Origin of the sequence: Modicisalibacter sp. MOD 31.J (assembly GCF_020147985.1) — a bacterium.
In the GTDB taxonomy this organism is placed as follows: Bacteria; Pseudomonadota; Gammaproteobacteria; order Pseudomonadales; family Halomonadaceae; genus Modicisalibacter; species Modicisalibacter coralii.
Window position 1 is genome coordinate 779,273 of sequence record NZ_JAGXFF010000001.1, and the last position, 18,386, is coordinate 797,658.

Annotated in this window: 16 protein-coding genes; 10 read left to right on the forward strand and 6 right to left on the reverse strand. The window is 67.5% G+C overall.

Annotated features, from left to right (window positions below):
- Positions 1 to 150 precede the first annotated feature (150 nt).
- The 3 genes from dgoD (at position 151) to KGR00_RS03455 (ending at position 3,081) form a co-directional block, all read left to right on the forward strand.
- Positions 151 to 1,299 (forward strand): galactonate dehydratase, encoded by a 1,149-nt coding sequence (gene dgoD, locus KGR00_RS03445; protein WP_224424153.1) that lies wholly within the window; start codon positions 151 to 153, stop codon positions 1,297 to 1,299.
- Positions 1,300 to 1,477: 178 nt separating this feature from the next.
- Positions 1,478 to 2,164: a 2-dehydro-3-deoxy-6-phosphogalactonate aldolase gene (locus KGR00_RS03450; RefSeq protein WP_129141467.1), complete on the forward strand. Its 687-nt coding sequence runs from the start codon at positions 1,478 to 1,480 to the stop codon at positions 2,162 to 2,164.
- Positions 2,161 to 3,081, forward strand: coding sequence for a 2-dehydro-3-deoxygalactonokinase (locus tag KGR00_RS03455; RefSeq protein WP_224424154.1), 921 nt, complete (start codon positions 2,161 to 2,163; stop codon positions 3,079 to 3,081). Before KGR00_RS03450 ends, KGR00_RS03455 begins: the two co-directional genes overlap by 4 nt.
- Before the next feature lie 152 nt (positions 3,082 to 3,233).
- Here KGR00_RS03455 and KGR00_RS03460 read toward each other — a convergent pair whose 3' ends face one another.
- Positions 3,234 to 3,746 carry a gluconokinase gene (locus KGR00_RS03460; protein WP_224424155.1) on the reverse strand — a complete coding sequence of 171 codons (513 nt, stop codon included), beginning with the start codon at positions 3,744 to 3,746 and terminating at the stop codon, positions 3,234 to 3,236.
- Between the two features lie 377 nt (positions 3,747 to 4,123).
- Here KGR00_RS03460 and KGR00_RS03465 point away from each other — a divergent pair, with 377 nt between their 5' ends.
- The 3 genes from KGR00_RS03465 to hrpB all read left to right on the forward strand — a co-directional run bounded on the left by KGR00_RS03465 (position 4,124) and on the right by hrpB (position 8,866).
- On the forward strand, positions 4,124 to 5,002 hold the full coding sequence (locus KGR00_RS03465; RefSeq protein ID WP_224424156.1) for a mannosyl-3-phosphoglycerate phosphatase: 879 nt from the start codon (positions 4,124 to 4,126) through the stop codon (positions 5,000 to 5,002).
- Positions 4,999 to 6,219: a glycosyl transferase gene (locus KGR00_RS03470; RefSeq protein ID WP_224424157.1), complete on the forward strand. Its 1,221-nt coding sequence runs from the start codon at positions 4,999 to 5,001 to the stop codon at positions 6,217 to 6,219. The genes KGR00_RS03465 and KGR00_RS03470 overlap by 4 nt, the downstream gene beginning before the upstream one ends.
- 148 nt (positions 6,220 to 6,367) lie before the next feature.
- Complete coding sequence (gene hrpB, locus KGR00_RS03475; RefSeq protein WP_224424158.1) at positions 6,368 to 8,866, forward strand: ATP-dependent helicase HrpB; 2,499 nt, start codon at positions 6,368 to 6,370, stop codon at positions 8,864 to 8,866.
- Here the strand turns inward: hrpB and KGR00_RS03480 are convergent.
- The 3 genes from KGR00_RS03480 to KGR00_RS03490 are packed head-to-tail and all read right to left on the reverse strand — an operon-like array spanning position 8,863 to position 11,099.
- A complete protein-coding gene (locus KGR00_RS03480; RefSeq protein ID WP_129141461.1) occupies positions 8,863 to 9,609 on the reverse strand; it encodes an amino acid ABC transporter ATP-binding protein in 747 nt (248 codons plus the stop codon). The two genes, hrpB and KGR00_RS03480, sit on opposite strands and share 4 nt — an antisense overlap.
- A complete protein-coding gene (locus KGR00_RS03485; protein ID WP_129141460.1) occupies positions 9,606 to 10,280 on the reverse strand; it encodes an amino acid ABC transporter permease in 675 nt (224 codons plus the stop codon). The genes KGR00_RS03480 and KGR00_RS03485 overlap by 4 nt, the downstream gene beginning before the upstream one ends.
- 60 nt (positions 10,281 to 10,340) lie before the next feature.
- Positions 10,341 to 11,099 carry an amino acid ABC transporter substrate-binding protein gene (locus KGR00_RS03490; RefSeq protein ID WP_129141459.1) on the reverse strand — a complete coding sequence of 253 codons (759 nt, stop codon included), beginning with the start codon at positions 11,097 to 11,099 and terminating at the stop codon, positions 10,341 to 10,343.
- 236 nt (positions 11,100 to 11,335) lie between these two features.
- On the opposite strand from KGR00_RS03490, the gene KGR00_RS03495 reads away from it, so the two are divergent.
- From KGR00_RS03495 to KGR00_RS03510, 4 genes are all read left to right on the forward strand, one after another.
- Positions 11,336 to 12,202 carry an MBL fold metallo-hydrolase gene (locus KGR00_RS03495; RefSeq protein ID WP_129141458.1) on the forward strand — a complete coding sequence of 289 codons (867 nt, stop codon included), beginning with the start codon at positions 11,336 to 11,338 and terminating at the stop codon, positions 12,200 to 12,202.
- Positions 12,203 to 12,289: 87 nt separating this feature from the next.
- Positions 12,290 to 13,576 carry an FAD/NAD(P)-binding oxidoreductase gene (locus tag KGR00_RS03500; RefSeq protein ID WP_224417636.1) on the forward strand — a complete coding sequence of 429 codons (1,287 nt, stop codon included), beginning with the start codon at positions 12,290 to 12,292 and terminating at the stop codon, positions 13,574 to 13,576.
- 98 nt (positions 13,577 to 13,674) lie between these two features.
- A complete protein-coding gene (locus KGR00_RS03505) occupies positions 13,675 to 14,136 on the forward strand; it encodes a YeeE/YedE family protein (protein WP_224417635.1) in 462 nt (153 codons plus the stop codon).
- Positions 14,133 to 14,534 (forward strand): DUF6691 family protein, encoded by a 402-nt coding sequence (locus KGR00_RS03510; protein ID WP_224417634.1) that lies wholly within the window; start codon positions 14,133 to 14,135, stop codon positions 14,532 to 14,534. The genes KGR00_RS03505 and KGR00_RS03510 overlap by 4 nt, the downstream gene beginning before the upstream one ends.
- Positions 14,535 to 14,538: 4 nt before the next feature.
- On the opposite strand, the gene KGR00_RS03515 is transcribed toward KGR00_RS03510, so the two are convergent.
- Both KGR00_RS03515 and KGR00_RS03520 read right to left on the reverse strand, forming a co-directional pair.
- Positions 14,539 to 16,020 carry a diguanylate cyclase gene (locus tag KGR00_RS03515; protein WP_224417633.1) on the reverse strand — a complete coding sequence of 494 codons (1,482 nt, stop codon included), beginning with the start codon at positions 16,018 to 16,020 and terminating at the stop codon, positions 14,539 to 14,541.
- A gap of 475 nt (positions 16,021 to 16,495) precedes the next feature.
- Positions 16,496 to 18,298 carry a sugar phosphorylase gene (locus KGR00_RS03520; protein WP_224417632.1) on the reverse strand — a complete coding sequence of 601 codons (1,803 nt, stop codon included), beginning with the start codon at positions 18,296 to 18,298 and terminating at the stop codon, positions 16,496 to 16,498.
- Between the last annotated feature and the right edge of the window lie 88 nt (positions 18,299 to 18,386).

An 18,386-nucleotide genomic window follows, 5' to 3' on the forward strand; every position in this document is an offset into this window, starting at 1 on the left:
CCTTCTACCTGAAGGGGGTGGCGCCACCGAGCGTGAGTCTCAAGGACATCTTCGTCTCGCTGTTGCCGTTCATCGCCATCCAGCTGGTGGTGCTGTTCGCGCTGCTGTTCTTCCCCGAGATTGCCATGTGGTTAGTCTAAAAGGACCCTCATGAAAATTACCCAACTCAAGACCTGGCAGGTGCCGCCGCGCTGGCTGTTCCTCAAGATCGAGACCGACGAAGGGTGCTACGGCTGGGGCGAGCCGGTGGTCGAGGGGCGCGCGGCGACCGTCGAGGCCGCGGTACACGAACTCGCCGACTATCTCGTCGGCCAGGACCCGCACCGCATCGAGCACCTGTGGAATACGATGTACCGCGCCGGGTTCTATCGCGGCGGTCCGATCCTGATGAGCGCCATCGCCGGCATCGACCAGGCGCTGTGGGACCTCAAGGGTCGCGACCTGGGGGTGCCCGTGTACCAGTTGCTGGGCGGCAGGGTGCGCGACCGCATGCGCATGTACGCCTGGACCGGCGGCGACCGGCCGAGCGATGTGGGCGAGGGCGCCAGGGCGCTGGTCGAGCAGGGCTTCACCGCCTTCAAGATGAACGGCACGCCGGAGCTTGCCATCGTCGACTCGCATCGCAAGATCGACGAGGCGGTGGCCCGGGTCGCCGAGGCCCGCGAGGCGGTGGGGCCCGACGTGGGCATCGGCATCGACTTCCACGGTCGCGTCCATCGGCCCATGGCCAAGGCGCTGCTGCGTGAACTCGAGCCCTATCACCCGATGTTCGTCGAGGAGCCGGTGCTGCCCGAGCACCTGCCGAGCCTCAAGCAGATCGCCACCGGGCTGGGCTACCCGATCGCCACCGGCGAGCGGCTGCATACCCGCTTCCAGTTCCGCGACCTGCTCGCCGAGGGCATGGTCGACGTGGTGCAGCCGGATCTGTCGCACTGCGGCGGCATCAGCGAGGGCATGAAGATCGCCTCGCTGGCCTCCTGCTACGACGTGGCGCTGGCGCCGCACTGCCCGCTGGGGCCGCTGACGCTGGCCGCCTCGCTGCACGTGGATGCCGTCAACCACAATGCCTTCATTCAGGAACAGAGCATGGGCATCCACTACAATCGGGACAACGACGTGCTCGATTACCTGGTGGACAAGTCCGCGCTGTCGATCCACGACGGCTTCTGCGCGATCCCCGAGGGTCCGGGGCTGGGCGTGGAAATCGACGAGGCCTTCGTCGAGGAGCGCGCCAAGGTGGGGCATCGCTGGCGCAATCCGGTGTGGACGCATGAAGACGGCTCGATCGCCGAATGGTGATGAAACACTCAATTCATGGCCTGCGCGAGTGAATCGCGGCGTTGCCCGGTGCTTAAAATCCTCACATACCCATTCGTATGCTGCGGTTTCTGCGCGCCGGGCGCCTTGCGCTTCATCTCGCTCGGCAATGCCTTGAGCGCTTCATGGGCGTGGCATGGAAGAGTTACAGGAGGCAACTATGAACGAGACGCGCCGGGCCGCCCTGCAGGCGGCTCTCAAGGACCTGCCGCTGGTGGCGATTCTGCGTGGCGTGCGGCCGGACGAGGTCGACGCCATCTTCGACGCGCTGGTGACGGCGGGTTTCCGGATGATCGAGATTCCGCTCAACTCGCCGCGCCCCTGGGAGAGCATCGAACGGCTCGCCAAGCGCTGTCCGGATGACGTGGTGATCGGCGCCGGCACGGTGCTCGACCCCGAGGCCTGTCAGCGGCTGGCGGATCTGGAAGCGCCGCTGGTGATCACCCCCAACACCGATCCGGCGGTGATCGGCGAGGCGGCCTCCCAGGATCTGGCGCCGATGATCGGCTGCATGACGCCCACCGAGGCGCTGACGGCGGTCCGCGCCGGAGCCACCACGCTCAAGCTGTTTCCGGCCGGCAAGCTGGGTACCGGCTACTTCAAGGACATCAAGGCGGTATTGCCGCCCGACCTGCCGGTACTCGCCGTGGGGGGCATCGATCTCGACAACATGGCCGAGTGGGTGGCCGCCGGGATCGACGGTTTCGGCTTCGGCGGCAGCGTGTACAAGCCCGGCTGGTCGGCCGACGAGGTGGGCGAGCGGGGCCGCGCGCTGATCGCCGAATGGCGCCGTATCAATGAAGGCCTCAATCAGGCCTCGGAGCTCGAGCGTGAGGCGGACGCATGACGGCCGGTGACGAGCGCCTGATCGCCATCGACTGGGGGACCAGCAACTTCCGCGCCTTCCTGGTCGACCGCGCGAGTGGCGAATGCCTGGAGACCCGGCGCTCCGATGCCGGACTGCGTTCGCTGTCGAGTGCCGAGTTCCCCCATTACTGCGCCGCGCAGGTAGGGGCGTGGCGCGAGGGCGCGGGCGCCAGGAGCGTACCGATCTATCTCGCCGGCATGGTCGGCTCGAAGCGTGGCTGGATCGAGGCGCCGCAGCTCGACCTGCCGGTGTCCGCCGAGGATCTGGCCGCTGACGTGGTCGCCGCGCCGGGCCTCGACAACGCCTGGATCGTGCCCGGCGTCAAGGTGGTCCGCGACGACCACGTCGACGTGATGCGCGGCGAGGAGATCCAGGCCTTCGGCGCCCTGGCGCTGTGCGAGACCGACACCGCCCTGTGCTGCCTGCCGGGCACCCACAGCAAGTGGGCGCGTCTCGAGGGCGGGCGGATGATCGACTTCATCACCGCGATGACCGGTGAGCTCTACCATGCGGTGCGTTTTCACACCTTGCCCGGCGAGCCGGCCCGCGAGTCCGCCGAGTTCGATGCCGGGGCCTTCGACCAGGGGCTGACGGCGGCCGCGCACCCGGCGGGCCTGCTGCATGCCCTTTTCGAGGCGCGCAGTCGGCACCTCTATGCCGGGCTTCCCGCCGAGCGGGTCGGCAGCTTTCTCTCCGGGGTGATGATCGGCAGCGAAGTGCGTACCCAGCGCCGGATCCATCCCACGGCCGGCGAAGTCCTGCTGGTCGGATCGACGACACTCAATGCGCTCTATCGGCGGGCGCTGGAAGCCTGCGATTTCACCGTGCGCGAGATCGACAGCGACTCGGCGACCCTGGCGGGGCTGTGTGCGCTGGCCGACCGACATAAAGTCTGAGGAGCTGGACGGAATTTGTGGGAGGGAACTTGTTCCCGACGATATCGGATCATGGTGCAAAAACGGGCGATACCAAAGATCACTTGCCGATACCCCGGATACGAAAAAGGCGACGCATGAGGCGTCGCCTTTTTCGTGAATAGCGCCGTGGATCAGTGGCGTTTCAGATGCTCGATGAACCGCGAAACGATCATGGCGGGATCGGTGCGAATATCGATGCGAAAGGCCTCGGTCTCGTCGGGCGTTTCGAGTGTGCTCAGCTGGTTGTCGAGCATGTGCTCGCCGGCGAAGAAATGCGCGCCGCGGGAGTTCAGCCGCTCCAGAAGGACCTCGCGAGTGCCGTGGAGATAGAGAATCTCCAGGTCCGGCGCGCCCTCGCGCAGGCTGTCGCGGTAGCGATGCTTGAGCGCCGAGCAGCCGATGACCAGCGGTTTTCCCGCCTCGCGGTAATGCCGATAGAAATTCGCGAGTGTCTCGAGCCAGCCCTCGCGGTCGGCGTCGTTCAACGGCTCCCCGCGAGACATCTTGGCGATGCTGGTCGGGCTATGATGATCGTCGGCATCGATGAATTCGGCGCCGATGGCCGAGGCGAGATCCCGGCCGATGTGCGACTTTCCCGAGCCGGAAACGCCCATGACCAGAATGCAGGGTGAAGTGTTGTTCATGCAGAAACGTCCGCGGTCGAATGGCGACTTTTCAGCCTGATGATAGCATTTTTCACGCCGGGATATGAGACGGTTCCGGTGCTTTTAGACGTTGGCTGATGCCCGGTATGGATCCTTGGTGCACCATCATTGTGCAAAAGGGCCCGTTCAGGCGCTCGCCGCACCGGACGGGAGCGAAGTCTGCCCGATACGAGTGCGCCTTGGGGGGAGCTGGGCGGCATCGACTATCGTGAGGGGTGGTGCAAGGGCCTGGACTGGCCCGGCTCAGGCCCGCCTCAAGGCCCGATCGGGCCTGAGTGGCACATTCTGTGCTAGGACGCATTACCACGATGCGCGACCGTCGGCGACGGATCGTCGGTCGTTCATGGAGGACCGTGATGACAAACGCCATGGCAGCCCAGCGATTACGCCTGATCTTCACCGATCTGGATGGATCCCTGCTCGATCATTACACCTACGACTGGTCGCCGGCGGAGCCCTGGCTACGACGCCTGCGCAAGACCGCCGTGCCGGTGATTCCGGTCAGCAGCAAGACCCGCGCCGAGCTGGTGCCGCTGCGCCGTGAACTGGCGCTCGAGGATGCGCCCTTCATTGCCGAGAACGGCGCGGTGATCGGCCTGCCGCCCAACTGGCAGCATGCCCGTCTGGATCGCGACCCCGCCGACCCCAGCGGGTTGTGCATCAAGACCCCGGGCGTGGACAACGATTTCCTGCGTCAGCGCCTCGGGGTGCTACGCGACCGGCTCAAGCTGAACTACCGCACCATGAGCGAAATGACCCTCGACGAGGTCGTTCGCGCCACCGGCCTGAGCGAGGAGGGCGCGCGTCTGTCGCGTCAGCGCGAGGGCAGCGAGCCGCTGATCTGGGACGATAGCGACGCGGCCCTGGAGACCTTTCGCGGCGCCCTGCAGAACGACGGCCTGACGCTCACTCGCGGCGGGCGCTTCTGGCACGTCATGGGTAACGTCGACAAGGGCCAGGCGATGCGCTGGCTGGTGGCACGCTTCGAGGCGCTGCGCGGCGACACGCCGACCACGCTGGGGCTCGGCGACGGGCCCAACGATATCGCGCTGCTCGAGGCGGTCGACCAGGCGGTGCTGATCCGCGGCGAGCATCGCCACCCGGTGGACGTCGCCAACCCCGCGTTGTATCGCACCCGGGCCTCGGGGCCGCAAGGCTGGTGCGAGGGGCTGGACCACTGGCTGGGCAAGACCTTCTTCGAGCCATCCGCCCCGCATGAGGACGAGCCTCTATGAGCGATTTTTATCAGAACGGCATCATCACCAACTTTCACAACCTGACGCATCGGCCGGTGGAGGCGCTCGAGGCGGATCTGAAACGCTTCGCCAGGCGGCGGCCGATGGGGTTGATCCTGCCGTCGCTGTTCTCGGAACTGGAAGGGCCGGCGCTGGGGCGGATCGTCGACGAACTGGCCAAGGTGGAGTATCTCGACGAGATTGTCATCGGCCTCGATCGCGCCGATCGCGAGCAGTTCCTCCACGCCCGCGAGTTCTTTTCCCGGTTGCCGCAGCACCATCGCATCCTGTGGAACGACGGGCCGCGCCTGCAGGCGCTGGATGCCGAGCTGGAGGCCGAGGGCATATCGCCCCAGGAGCCGGGCAAGGGGCGCAACGTCTGGTACTGCGCCGGCTACATGCTGGCCTCTCGGCGTACCCAAGCGGTGGCGCTGCACGACTGCGACATCGTCACCTACGACCGGGGGCTGCTGGCGCGGCTGATCTACCCGGTGGCGCATCCGCAGTTCAACTACGAATTCTGCAAGGGCTACTACTCGCGGATCGCCGACGGCAAGCTCAACGGCCGGGTGGCTCGGCTGATGGTCACGCCGATGATTCGCGCGCTGAAGAAGGTCTTCGGCCCGCTGCCCTACCTGGATTACCTGGACAGCTACCGCTACCCGCTGTCGGGGGAGTTCTCGATGCGTACCGATGTGCTCGATGGCATCCGCATTCCCAGCGATTGGGGGCTGGAGATCGGCGTGCTCTCCGAGGTGCATCGCAACTATTCCACCAAGCAGCTCTGTCAGGTCGACATCGCCGATATCTACGATCACAAGCATCAGCCGGTCTCCGAGGACGATCCCCACGCCGGGCTCAACCGCATGAGCCTGGATATCGCCAAGGCGCTCTATCGCAAGCTGGCGACGCTGGGCGTCGAGATTCATGCCGAGACCTTTCGCACCATCAAGGCGACGTACTATCGCATCGCCCTGGATTTGATCGAGGCCTACGACAACGATGCCGCCATGAACGGTCTCAAGCTCGACCGCCACAGCGAGGAGCAGGCGGTGGAGCTGTTTGCCTCCAACATCATGGAAGCGGGGGCGGCCTTTCTCGACAACCCGCGCGACAAGCCGTTCATTCCCAGCTGGAATCGGGTGCAGGCGGCGATTCCCGATCTGCTGGAACGCATGCACGAGGCGGTGGAGCTGGACAACCAGGGCCGCGTATAGCCAGCCGTCGGGAACGAGTTGCTTCCCACGAAACCAGCAAGGACTCGCTCTCGTGGGGCGAATTCATTGGCGATGCGGCTGGCGCGTTTTTCCCTGTCGGCAGACGATGGTAAAAGTAGCGCTCCCATCGAACCGACCCGATAGGCCGATGACCGCTTCCGACACGTCTTCTATCGATGCGCCTGCTCACGGCGCCCTGCCCATCGACGCGCGCCTGGCCGAGATCCGGGGCGCGCTGGATTCCCACTCCCGTGCGCTGCTGGTCGCCGAGCCCGGGGCCGGCAAGACCACCCGCGTGCCGCTGGCGCTGCTGGATTCTGCCTGGTGCGCCACGGGCAAGCTGTTGCTGCTCGAGCCGCGACGTGTCGCGGCCCGGCTGGCGGCGCGCTACATGGCTGAACGACTCGGCGAGCCGGTGGGGGAGACGGTGGGCTATCGCATGCGCGGCGAGACCCGGGTCGGCGAACGCACGCGGCTGGAGGTGGTGACCCAGGGTGTGCTGACGCGACTGATCCAGGACGACCCGATGCTCGAGGGCGTCGCGGGCATCGTCTTCGACGAGTTCCACGAGCGCAGCCTCGATGCGGACCTGGGGCTGGCCCTGACGCTGGACGTCCAGACCGGCCTGCGCGAGGACCTGCGGCTGCTGGTGATGTCGGCGACGCTCGATGTCGGGGCGCTCACCGGCGTGCTCGGCGAGGTGCCGCTGGTCGAGTGCCCGGGGCGGAGCTTCCCGGTGACCACCCACTACCGGGCCTTGAACACCCGCGACGCCACGGCGACCCAGCAGGCCGGGGTGGTGCGCGAGGCGTTGGCGCGCGAGGCGGGCGACGTGCTGGTGATCCTGCCCGGGGTCGGCGAGATCCGTCGGCTGGCGCGGGAACTGACCGGGCTGCCGGCCGGCGTCGTCCTCCATGAGCTGCACGGCCGCCTGCCGCTCGAGACCCAGCAGCGGGCGCTGAGCCGCGATCCCGACGGGCGGCGGCGGGTCGTGCTGGCCACGGCCATCGCCGAATCCAGCGTCACGGTGGACGGCGTGCGCATCGTCATCGACAGCGGTTTCGCCCGCGAGCCGGTCTTTCAGCCGCGCCTCGGGCTGACGCGGCTGGCCACCCACCGGGTCAGCCGGGCGAGTGCCGATCAGCGCCGTGGGCGTGCCGCCCGCCAGGGCCCCGGTGTCTGCTACCGGCTGTGGGCCGAGGAGCAGCCATTGCCCGCTCACGCTGATCCCGAGATCCGCCAGGCCGATCTGACCCCGCTGGCCTTCGAGCTGGCCCGCTGGGGCATCGTCGAGCCCGACGCGCTGAGCTGGGTGACGCCGCCGCCGGCCGCGGCACTGGACGCCGGACGTTCGCTGCTCAAGCGCCTGGGCGTGCTCGACGACGCCCAGCGTCTCACCGCGCTGGGGCGGGCCTGCGCGCATTACCCGGTCCACCCGCGCCTGGCGGTGATGCTCGAACGAGCCGGTGAACTCGACGCGCGACCGCTGGCCTGCTGGCTGGCAGCGCTGCTGGAAGGGCGTGCGGGTGGTGAGGACCGGGATCTGGCCACGACGCTGGCCAGGCTCCCCGATGGCCGGGCCAAGGGCTCCGAGCGGCAATGGTATCGCGACGCCCGGCGCCTGGCCGATACGCTCGCCTGCGGCCTGAGCGTCGATTCGCTGGCGCCCCTCGGCGAGCTGCTGGCGCTGGCCTATCCCGAGCGGGTCGCGCTGCGTCAGGCGCCGGGGCGATTCAAGCTGGCCGCGGGCAGCCTGGCGCTGCTCGATGCGTCACACCCGCTGGCGCATGCCAAGGCACTGGTGGCGGTGGAGCTCGACGGCCAGGCCCAGGGGGCGCGGATATTTCGTGCTGCCGCGCTCGAGCCGTCGCGCCTCGAGGCGCTGTTCCCCGAAACCCGCGACTTTCGCCCCCGCCTGACCTGGAGCGAGACCGAAGGGCGGCTGATCGGCGAGGAGGTCAGGGCGTTGGGCGAACTGACAATCGAGCGCCGGCCGCTGCGAAAGATGCCCGACGCGGCGATTCGCGAGGCGCTGCTGGCGGCGGTGCGCCGCCGTGGCCGGTTGGCGTTCGACGCCGGAGCCGAGCAGTTGTGCGCCCGGGTGGCGCTGCTGCGTCGCGAGTTCGGCGAGACGTGGCCGGACTGGTCGCAGGAACGGCTGCTCGCGACCCTGGAGGACTGGCTGAGCCCCTATCTCGACGGCATCCGCCGGCTCGAGCGTCTCGATGCGCTGCCCTTCGCGCGGATCCTGCTCGACCGGCTCGACTGGTCGAGCCGCCAGGCGCTCGACGAGCTGGCACCGACCCATCTGCCGGTGCCCAGCGGCTCGCGCATTCGCCTGGATTACGTGAGTGGCCGAGCCGGCGGCGCTCTCGATGCAGAGCCGGTGCTGGCCGTGAAGCTCCAGGAGCTGTTCGGGCTCGGCGAGACACCGCGCATCGCCGGCGGGCGCGTGCCGGTGGTGCTGCACCTGCTGTCGCCGGCCGGGCGGCCACTGCAGGTGACCCGCGACCTCGCCAGCTTCTGGGAGCGGGGCTACTTCGAGGTGCGCAAGGACATGCGCGGGCGTTACCCCAAGCACCCCTGGCCCGAGGATCCACGCACGGCGGTCGCCACCGCGCGGACCCGACGGCGGGCGCCGGATTAGACGGCCGCCTGGGGCAGGATCTTGCGCAAAAACTGCCGGGTGCGTTCGTCGCGGGGCTGGGTGAACAGCTCGTCGGGCGGGGCCTGTTCGACGATGCGCCCCTCGTCCATGAACACCACCCGGTCGGCCACGTCGCGGGCGAATTGCATCTCGTGGCTGACCACGATCATCGTCTGGCGCTCGGCGGCGAGCTGCTTCATCAGGCCCAGCACCTCGTCGACCCACTCCGGGTCGAGCGCCGAGGTCGGTTCGTCGAAGAGTATGACATCGGCGTTGGCGGCCATCGCGCGGCCGATGCCCACGCGCTGCTGCTGGCCGCCGGACAGCGAGGCCGGGTAGGCGTCGGCCTTGTCGGCCAGACCGATGCGTTCGAGGATCTCGCGGGCCCGGGCGTGGGCCTTTTCCTTGGGTAGACGGTCGACCACGATCATCCCCTCGCTGATGTTCTCCAGCGCCGTCTTGTTGGCGAACAGCGCATAGTTCTGGAAGACGAAGGCGGTGCGCCGGCGCAGGGCGAGGATGTCGCGCTGCGTCGCCCGGGTCACGTCGACGCGCAGGTCGCCGACGGTGAGATGCCCGGCGTCGGGGCGCTCGAGGAAGTTGATGCAGCGCAGCAGGGTCGACTTGCCGGTGCCCGAGGGGCCGACCACGACGATGATCTCGCCGCGTTCGAGCGACAGGTCGATGTTCTCGAAGACCGTCTGCGCGCCGAAGCGCTTGGTGATGCCCTGGAGTTCGATCATCGCTGATAGGCTCGGTTGAGACGGGTTTCCAGCCGACGCTGCAGCCAGGAGAGGGCTTCGACGACCACCCAGTAGATGATCGCCACGACCAGGAACGCCTCGAAGTAGAGGAAGCTGCTCGCGGCTTCCTTCTGGGTGGCGCCCATCAGTTCGGTGACCCCCAGCGTGAAGGCCAGCGAGGTGGCCTTGATCATGTCGATGAAGTAGTTCATCAGCGTCGGGGTGGCGATGCGTGTCGCCTGGGGCAGCACGATGCGCCGCATCAGCTGGCCCTGGGTCATGCCGATCGACAGCGCGGCTTCCGTCTGGCTGCGATCGACGCCGACGATGGCTGCGCGGATCGATTCGGCCATGTAGGCCGAGAAGTGCAGGGTCAGGCCCATGATGGTCGCGGTGACGCCGTTGATCGCCACCAGGAAGGTCAGCAGCTGTGGCAGGCCGTAATAGAACAGGAACAGCTGCACCAGCAGCGGCGTGCCGCGGAAGAAGGAGATGAACAGCATTGCCAGGGCGTTGAGCCCGCGCAGCCGGCGCACGCGCACCACGGCCAGCAGGCAGGCCAGCACCAGGGCGAAGATCATGCCGGCGACGGCCATCTCCAGCGTCAGCGGCAGATAGCCGAGCAGGATGGGCACCAGTCCCAGCATGTAGTCGAGATCGAGCGCGTGCATGGCGGTCAGCCTGAACCTTGAATAGGGGAAGGGCGACCGGCGGGGCCGGTCGCCGTGTCATCAGGGTCGGGTGATGTCGGTCCCGAACCACTTCTCGGAGATTCGCGTCAGGGTGCCGTTGTCGCGCAGCGTGTCCAGCGCCGCGTCGATACGGTCGCGGTCGGCCCGGCCGGCCTCGTCGTCGCGGAAGGGCAGCGCGTTCTCGATACGCGAGAAGGGCTTGCCGGCGAGCTGCAGCGGCAGCGGCTTGTCCTTGATCACCTGGGTGGCGCTGACCCGGTCCATGACGAAGGCATCGGCACGGCCCAGGGCGACGTCCTGCTCGATGTTGGACTCGTAGGTCTTGATGTCGATCTGATCGGCATAGGGCAGCTCGCGCAGCAACTGCTCGTAGTTGGAGCCGAGGTTGACCGCCACGGTCTTGCCCTTGAGATCCTCGACGCCTTGGATGGCGTCGTTGCCCTTGCGCACCACCACCTGAGCGCCGTCATAGACGTAGGGATCGGTGAAGGCGTACTTGGCCTTGCGCTCCGGGGTGATGGTGATCTGGTTGGCGATGGTGTCGATACGCCCGGAGTCGAGCATGCCGGCCAGGCCCGAGAAGCTCGCGGTGACGAACTCGATGTCGTCGCCGGTCTGCTCGCCGATGGCGTTCAGCACGTCCACTTCGAAGCCCTTGAGCTGATCCTGCTCGACGAAGGTGAAGGGATAGTACTTGCCGGACATGCCGACCCGCAGGGTGTCGGCCTGGGCAATGCCGACGCTCGCGCCGAGCGCCAGGGCGATGGCGGCGGATTGGACGATGCGTGTCAGGGTCATGGACCGCTCCTCGTGGATGGAATGCAGGGAGTGTAGCGCAAATGGCCAATTTGGAATAATAGGAAGACTCTATATTCCTTTTGGTTTTCTTAAATCGGCCGCATGCCCCTGTCGGGCGATCGGCTGCCGACCGGGTGGTGAATAGCCGGGATTTCATATATTCAAAAAAAGAATAATGTTAGAACTTAAAATGCGTTATGCTGGTGGCATCTCGATCGCGTAAGAGGAGTCATCTCATGCGCTCTCCCGTCGTTACCCACTTCTTCGACGAGCCCACCAACACCTTCAGCTACGTGGTCCGGGATCCGGAAAGCTCGGCCTGCGCGATTCTCGACTCGGTACTCGACTTCGATTATGCCGCCGGACGCACCGACGTGCGCTCCGCCGACGCGATCATCGAGTTCGTCGAGCGCAAGGGGCTCACGGTCGAATGGATCCTCGAAACCCACGTTCACGCCGACCATCTCTCCGCGGCGCCCTACCTGCACGAAAAGCTCGGCGGAAGGACGGCCATCGGCGCCCATATCACCGAGGTCCAGGAGATCTTCGGCAAGGCCTTCAATGCGGGCACCGAGTTCGCCCGCGACGGCAGCCAGTTCGACCGGCTTTTCGCGGAGGGCGATACCTTCGCCATCGGTCATCTGGAAGGACGTGTGCTGCATACGCCGGGGCACACGCCGGCCTGCCTGACCTACGTGATCGGCGACGCGGCCTTCGTCGGCGATACCCTGTTCATGCCCGATTATGGCACCGCGCGCTGTGATTTCCCCGGTGGCGATGCACGCACGCTGTATCATTCGATCCAGAAGGTGCTGGCGCTGCCCGACGAGACACGGCTGTTTCTCTGTCACGACTACAAGGCGCCGGGCCGGGATACCTATGCCCACGAGACCACGGTGGCCGACCAGCGGGCCGGCAACGTGCACGTGCATGACGGGGTCAGCGAGGAACAGTTCGTCGCCATGCGCCGCGAGCGTGATGCCACCCTGGGCATGCCGCGGCTGATCCTGCCCTCGGTGCAGGTCAACATGCGCGCCGGCCATCTGCCCCCCGCCGAGGACAATGGCCAGGTATATCTCAAGGTGCCCATCGACCGCTTCTGAACGATGCCGGTCCCGCCGATGCCTCGTTCGGCCCCACGGTGGCCGGGCGAGGCATGGCCACAAGAACGATCATTCCCGGAGTTCGCCATGTCTTCCAACGCATCCGCCGCGGTCCCCGCCGGCCGTCACGACGTGCTGATCATCGGTGGCGGGGCCGCCGGCATCGCGCTGGCCGCCAGTCTGCACAAGCGCCGTGAGAGCCTGGATATCGCCATCATCGAGCCCGCCGAGATCCACGATTACCAGCCCGGCTGGACCCTGGTCGGCGGTGGGGTCTTTACCCCGGAGCAGACGCGTCGCGCGATGCGCGATGTCATGCCCGATTTCGTGACCTGGTACCGGCATCGCTGCGATCAGGTGGCCCCCGACGCGCATCGGATCGTTCTCGATGACGGTCGCGTCCTGGGCTATCGCAGTCTGGTGGTGGCCCCCGGGCTGGTGATCGACTGGTCGGCCATCGACGGGCTCGAGGCGACCCTGGGCGAGCATGGCGTGACCTCCAACTATCGCCGCGATCTGGCGCCCTACACCTGGTCGCTGGTCCAGTCGCTGTCGTCGGGTCGTGCCTTGTTCACCCAGCCGCCGATGCCGATCAAGTGCGCCGGGGCGCCGCAGAAGGCCATGTATCTGGCCTGCGATGCCTGGCGTCGCCGGGCCGTGCTCGGCGGCATCGACGTCAGCTTTCACAATGCCGGTGGCGTGCTGTTCGGGGTGGCGGACTACGTGCCGGCGCTCGAGCGCTATGTCGAACACTACGGCATCGACCTGCACTACCAGGAGAACCTGGTGGCGGTGGATGGCCCCAATCGAGTCGCCCGCTTTCGGGTCACGCGCGAGTCGGGCGAGGAAATCGTCGAACGGCGCTTCGACATGTTGCACGTGGTACCGCCGCAGCGCGCTCCCGACCTGGTGCGCCGCTCCGTGCTGGCCGATGCGGCGGGCTGGCTGGATCTCGACGAGGCCACGCTCCAGCACCGGCGCTACCCCGATGTCTTCGGCCTGGGCGATGCCAGCGGTACCGGTAATGCCAAGACCGCGGCGGCCGTGCGCAAGCAGGCCCCGGTGGTCGCCGAGAACCTGTTGGCCCGGCTCGACGGTCGTGCCTTGGAGGCGGGTTACCTGGGCTACGGCGCCTGCCCGCTCACGGTCGAGCGTGGCCGGGTGGTGCTGGCGGAGTTCGGCTACGGGGGCAAGCTGCAACCGACCCTGCCCCATTGGCTGGTCGAGGGCACGCAGGCGACCCGCATGGGCTGGATGGTCAAGGCACACTTGCTGCCCCGCCTGTACTGGAACGTCATGCTCAAGGGGCACGAGTGGCTGGCGGCGCCGGCCACGCTGGAGAAGGTGGCCGAACGGGTCGCCGAAGAGCGTTAAGCCATGGCGATCGGGCGCCCATGATGCCCGTGGCGGACGCTTCACGGCGTGACGCCACCGACAACGACACGTCAAGACCCACAAGTGAAGGAACCAGAATGGACACGATGGCGAGCCTGCAAGGGCTGATCGGCGGCGTGCTGATCGGTCTTTCGGCGGTGTGGCTGATGGCGACGCTGGGCCGCATCGCCGGTATCAGCGGCATTCTCTCGGGACTGCTGTGGGAACGTCCCGCCGGTGACACTGCCTGGCGGCTGGCGTTTCTGGTCGGGCTGATCAGCGGACCCTTGCTGGTGATGCTCGCCGGCGGCGGGGCGGGCAACGTGGTTGCTGAGCCGGGCGCGGTGATCGGCGCCCCCGTCGGCGGTGTGACGACGATGCTCGTCGCCGGCCTGCTGGTGGGGCTGGGCACCGGGATCGGCAGCGGCTGCACCAGCGGCCACGGGGTGTGCGGCATGGCGCGACTGTCGCCGCGCTCGCTGGCGGCGACCGTGACGTTCGTGGCCGTGGCGATGGCCACGGTCTATGCGGTGCGTCATCTCATCGGAGGAACGCCATGAAGACGCTGCTGGGCTACGTGGCCGGGCTGCTGTTCGGCCTGGGGCTGGCGATCGGCGGCATGACCGATCCGACCCGGGTGATCGGTTTCCTGGATGTCGCCGGCGACTGGGACCCGACGCTGATCTTCGTGCTCGGCGGCGCCGTGGTGACGACCTTCATCGGCTATCGTCTGGTCTGGAAGCGGGGCGCGCCCTGGCTGGCGCCGCGCTTCGCGTTGCCCACCCGCCGCGACCTGGACGTCCGCCTGCTCGGCGGCGCGGCGCTGTTCGGTGTCGGCTGGGGGCTCTCCGGCTACTGCCCGGGGCCGGCCGTGGCATCGCTCGCCGGGCCGAGCCTGCCGCTGGCGGCGATGCTGGTCGCCATGGCCGCCGGCTGGTGGCTGGCCCGCCGGGTGTGAGGGCTCAGCCGCGGTCCGCGGTCCTTTTGGGGTTCGACGGTGCCGCGGCCGATCGCTGCCGCTTGGCCTCGAGCAACCGGTGGTCGGCCCGGCTGAAGGCCTGGGCCACGGTTTCGTCATCCGTCAGGGTGACGACGCCGAAGGTGGCCGATAGTCCATGACGCAGCGGCGGGACGTGGACCTCGCCGAGGCGCTGCTGTAACCGGTCGGCCAGGTGGCGGGCGGCCTTGCCGTCGTGCCCCGGCAGCAACAGCAGGAATTCATCCCCGCCGAAGCGGCCGAAAAGGTCCTTTGCGCCCAGCGCGGCGCGCACGGCCTGACACAATCGGATCAATGCCTTGTCGCCCACGTCGTGGCCATGGGTGTCGTTGATGGCCTTGAAGTGGTCGAGGTCGAACACGATCAGCGACACGGGGCTGCCGCGACGCCGCGCCTCGGCGTGGATCCTGACGGCGCGTTCGAAGAAATGGCCACGGGTGATGACGCCGGTCAGGCCGTCGCGGAAGGCCAGTTCGCTGAGCTGGCGGTTCTGGGCGAGCAAGGCGGGAACGGCGAAGCCGAAATAGCCGCTGGCGGCGATCACGCAGATGGCGAACTGATAGGTCAGCGACTGTTCGATCAGCCCCAGCGCCGCGACCCACAGGGCCGTCAGGGTACTGAACAGCGCAATGCTCGTCGCGCCGCGAAGCGGCGTTTCCGTGTAGACGATCCACATCTGCGGGATGATCAGGAAGAACACCCCGAAGGCGATCTCGGGCGAGCGAAAGTGCGCGTCGAGCAGCATGACCAGGCTGAGTAGGGTCAGGCTGACCAGCAGCTTCCCCAGGAACCCGCGCCGGCTCGTCGTCGCGGTGGCGAACGTCAGTCCACCGAACCACGTTTCGACGCCGGGATAGCGCCAGCTCAACAAGGCCAGGAACAGGGGCGTCAGGACCAGCACGCCGGCCATGTCGCCGACCCACCAGGGCAGCCACAGTTCCTGGAGGACGACGCCCTCCAGCAGGCCGGCCGTGCGCAGCGCGGCCACGCCGAGCAGCGTCGCGCACAGCGCCGACAGGCAGCCGACGATCAGGAACAGCGGCACCACCACCGGTACCGAGACCGTCTCGCGGGTACGGATCAGGCTCTTGAGCAGCCAGGCACCGAGGCCGTAGCTGGCGCAGTGCGCCAGCCCGAACAGCACGCCGGCGTACAGCAGTTCCTGCCAGGGCAGGTGCGCGGCGTAGAGGCGATCGACCCAGAAGGTGGCGACGATCGCGCAGACCATCAGGGCGGGAACGGCGCGCCGGCCCAGCATCAGCAAGGCGGCGAAGCTCAGCCCGGCCGGGGGGAACCACAGGCTGGCGTGGGGGGCGAATTCCATCAGCGTGGAGAGCCGCCAGACCAGCAGCCAGACCAGAATCAGGCAGAGCTGGCGCAGACGGCGCGCGGCCGCGAGGTCGGCCTGGCGCCAGCGACATGCTTGCCAGGAGGCCCATGGTGACATGAGTGACGGTCCTCGGAGGGTGTTTACAAAATGCCTGCGCTCGACAATACGGCGTTAAAATCGGCCTCAAAATGCTCATTTACCCCGTGTAAACTCCGCTTTTTCGGTCGATTTTGCCTTGTCTTGCCTTCGCTCGCCTAATTTGTAAACACCCTCTCGGTGTGACGATATGGCCGGCAGCGCCAGGGTGGCGGATTGAGGGCACTTTACCGGCAAGCCGGTGGCTCTGGCGACCCGAGAGCGCCAATCTTTCGTGAACGTTACCGTGGTCGGGACGCTGGCACCGGGCGGGCGTGCTCCCGAGCCGGCAAGACCCCGCTTGCGGCATCGACCGGGGGACGTGATGAATGGGGGCGTGTCCCCGCCGTCGGGAACGAGTTCCTTCCCACGGGCTATCCCGTGCCCGGGCTCCAGGCGGGCGCTCGAGGTCGGGGCGGGTGGGGGCGAATTGATTCGTGACGGCTGTGAACGGGGCTCATGTCGGGGTCTGCACCAGCCACAGGCTGCGGTAGGGACGCAGGATGTCGCGCTCCTCGGGCCGCGGCCGGTACGGTGCGCCGTTCTTCAGCACGTCGCGCCATTCGCCGTCGGCGAGTTCCGGCAGGCTCAGCGGCTGACGCTTGTCGCTGATGTTGTAGATCGCCAGCAGCCGGCGGCCGTCGGGCAGTGGCCCGCGTTCGACGGCGAACAGCCCGTCGGGAGTGTCGAGCACGCGCTGCGGCGCCTCGGGGTGAAAACAGGGCTCGCCGGCGCGCAGCTTGAGGCGGCGCTTGAGCGAGAAGAAGGCCTCGCGGGTCGGGGTGCTGCGGCTGTCGATCAGTTCGTCGAGTTCCTCGCGAACCCAGTGCCGCCGGTTGATGGCGCGCAGGTGGCCGCTGCGCTCGACGCCTTCGTGGTCGTTGAGGGTGGCGGTCAGCGAGTGGAAGTAGATGCCCGGGATGCCCTGCAGGGCGAGCAGCAGGTTCTGGCTGCACAGGAAACGTTCCACCTGCCAGGCGTCGGCGCCGCGCCGGGTGCCCTTGAGGGCGTCGAAGTAGGTGATGTTGATCTCGTAGGGCGAGTCCTTGCCGTCGGGATTGGCCTTCATGCTCACGTAGCCGCCGAAACGGTGCATCAGCTCGAGCAGGACATCGACCTCGTGCTGCGGCAGCAGCCCTTCGAGGGCGCGCACGCCGATGCCGTCGTGGCTGGCCGTGAAGTTGAAGTAACTGCAGCCGGCGGGCAGCGTCGGCAGGCCGCTGGCCCAGGTCTTCAGGGCGGTGGCGTCGCCGCTGGTCAGGGTGTGCACCAGTAGCGGCGGCAGCGTGAACTGGTAGATCAGGTGCGCCTCGTCGGGCGTGTCGTCCGGGCCGAGCCGCTCGAGGCCGAAGTAGCTCATGTTCTCGCGGTGCGGCACGTTGGTCTCGGTGATCAGCAGCGTCCCCGGTGCGACGTGATCGAGGATCGCCCGCAGCAGGCGCACGATGGCGTGGGTCTGCGGCAGGTGGATGCAGGAGGTACCGATCTCCTTCCACAGGTAGGCGATGGCGTCGAGGCGGATCATCCGCGCGCCCTGCTCGACGTAGTAGAGCATGATGCCGACGAACTCGAGCAGCACGTCCGGGTTGGCGAAGTTGAGATCGATCTGGTCCTCGGAGAAGGTCGCCCAGACATGACGGGTGCCGCGACGGGTCGACACCGGCACCAGCAGCGGCGAATTGCGCGGCCGGGTGACCTGGGAGACGTCGGTGGTGGGATCCATCTCGATGAAGTAGTCGCGCCCCGGCTGAGTGCCGGCCAGGTAGTCGACGAACCACAGCGACTCGCGGGAGACATGGTTGATCACCAGGTCGACCATCAGGTCCCGCTTGTCGGCCAGGCGGCGAATGTCCTGCCAGTCGCCGAGGCTCGGGTTGACCTCGCGATAGTGGACCACGGCGAAGCCGTCGTCGCTGCTCCAGGGGAAGAAGGGCAGCACGTGCACGCCGCTGAAGGTGTTCGACAGGCGTTCGTCGAGGAAGTCGTCGAGCACTTCGAGCGGGGGGCGCTCGCCGTCGAGCAGGGTGTCGCCGTAGGTGATCAGCCACTGGTCGCGTTCGCTCCACAACGGGCGCGGGGCGGCATGGGCGGCACCGTGGTGGTGCGACAGCAGGGTCAGCAGGCGGCGCAGCACCTCTTCGGTGCGCTCGCCGTAGACCTCGCCGAGGCGCGCCCGCGCCCGTTCGACGAAGGCGGCCTCGTCCAGCGCGCCGGCGGGAGTGGGAGGTAGCGCCCTGGGCGCCGGATCGTCGTTGGCCATCGGCTGTTTCTCCTGTGTTGTGCCCTCCGCGCCGCATCGTCGGGGGCTCGTGTCAGGCTCGCGGGATCGGGGCCATTTGGCAAGCGCG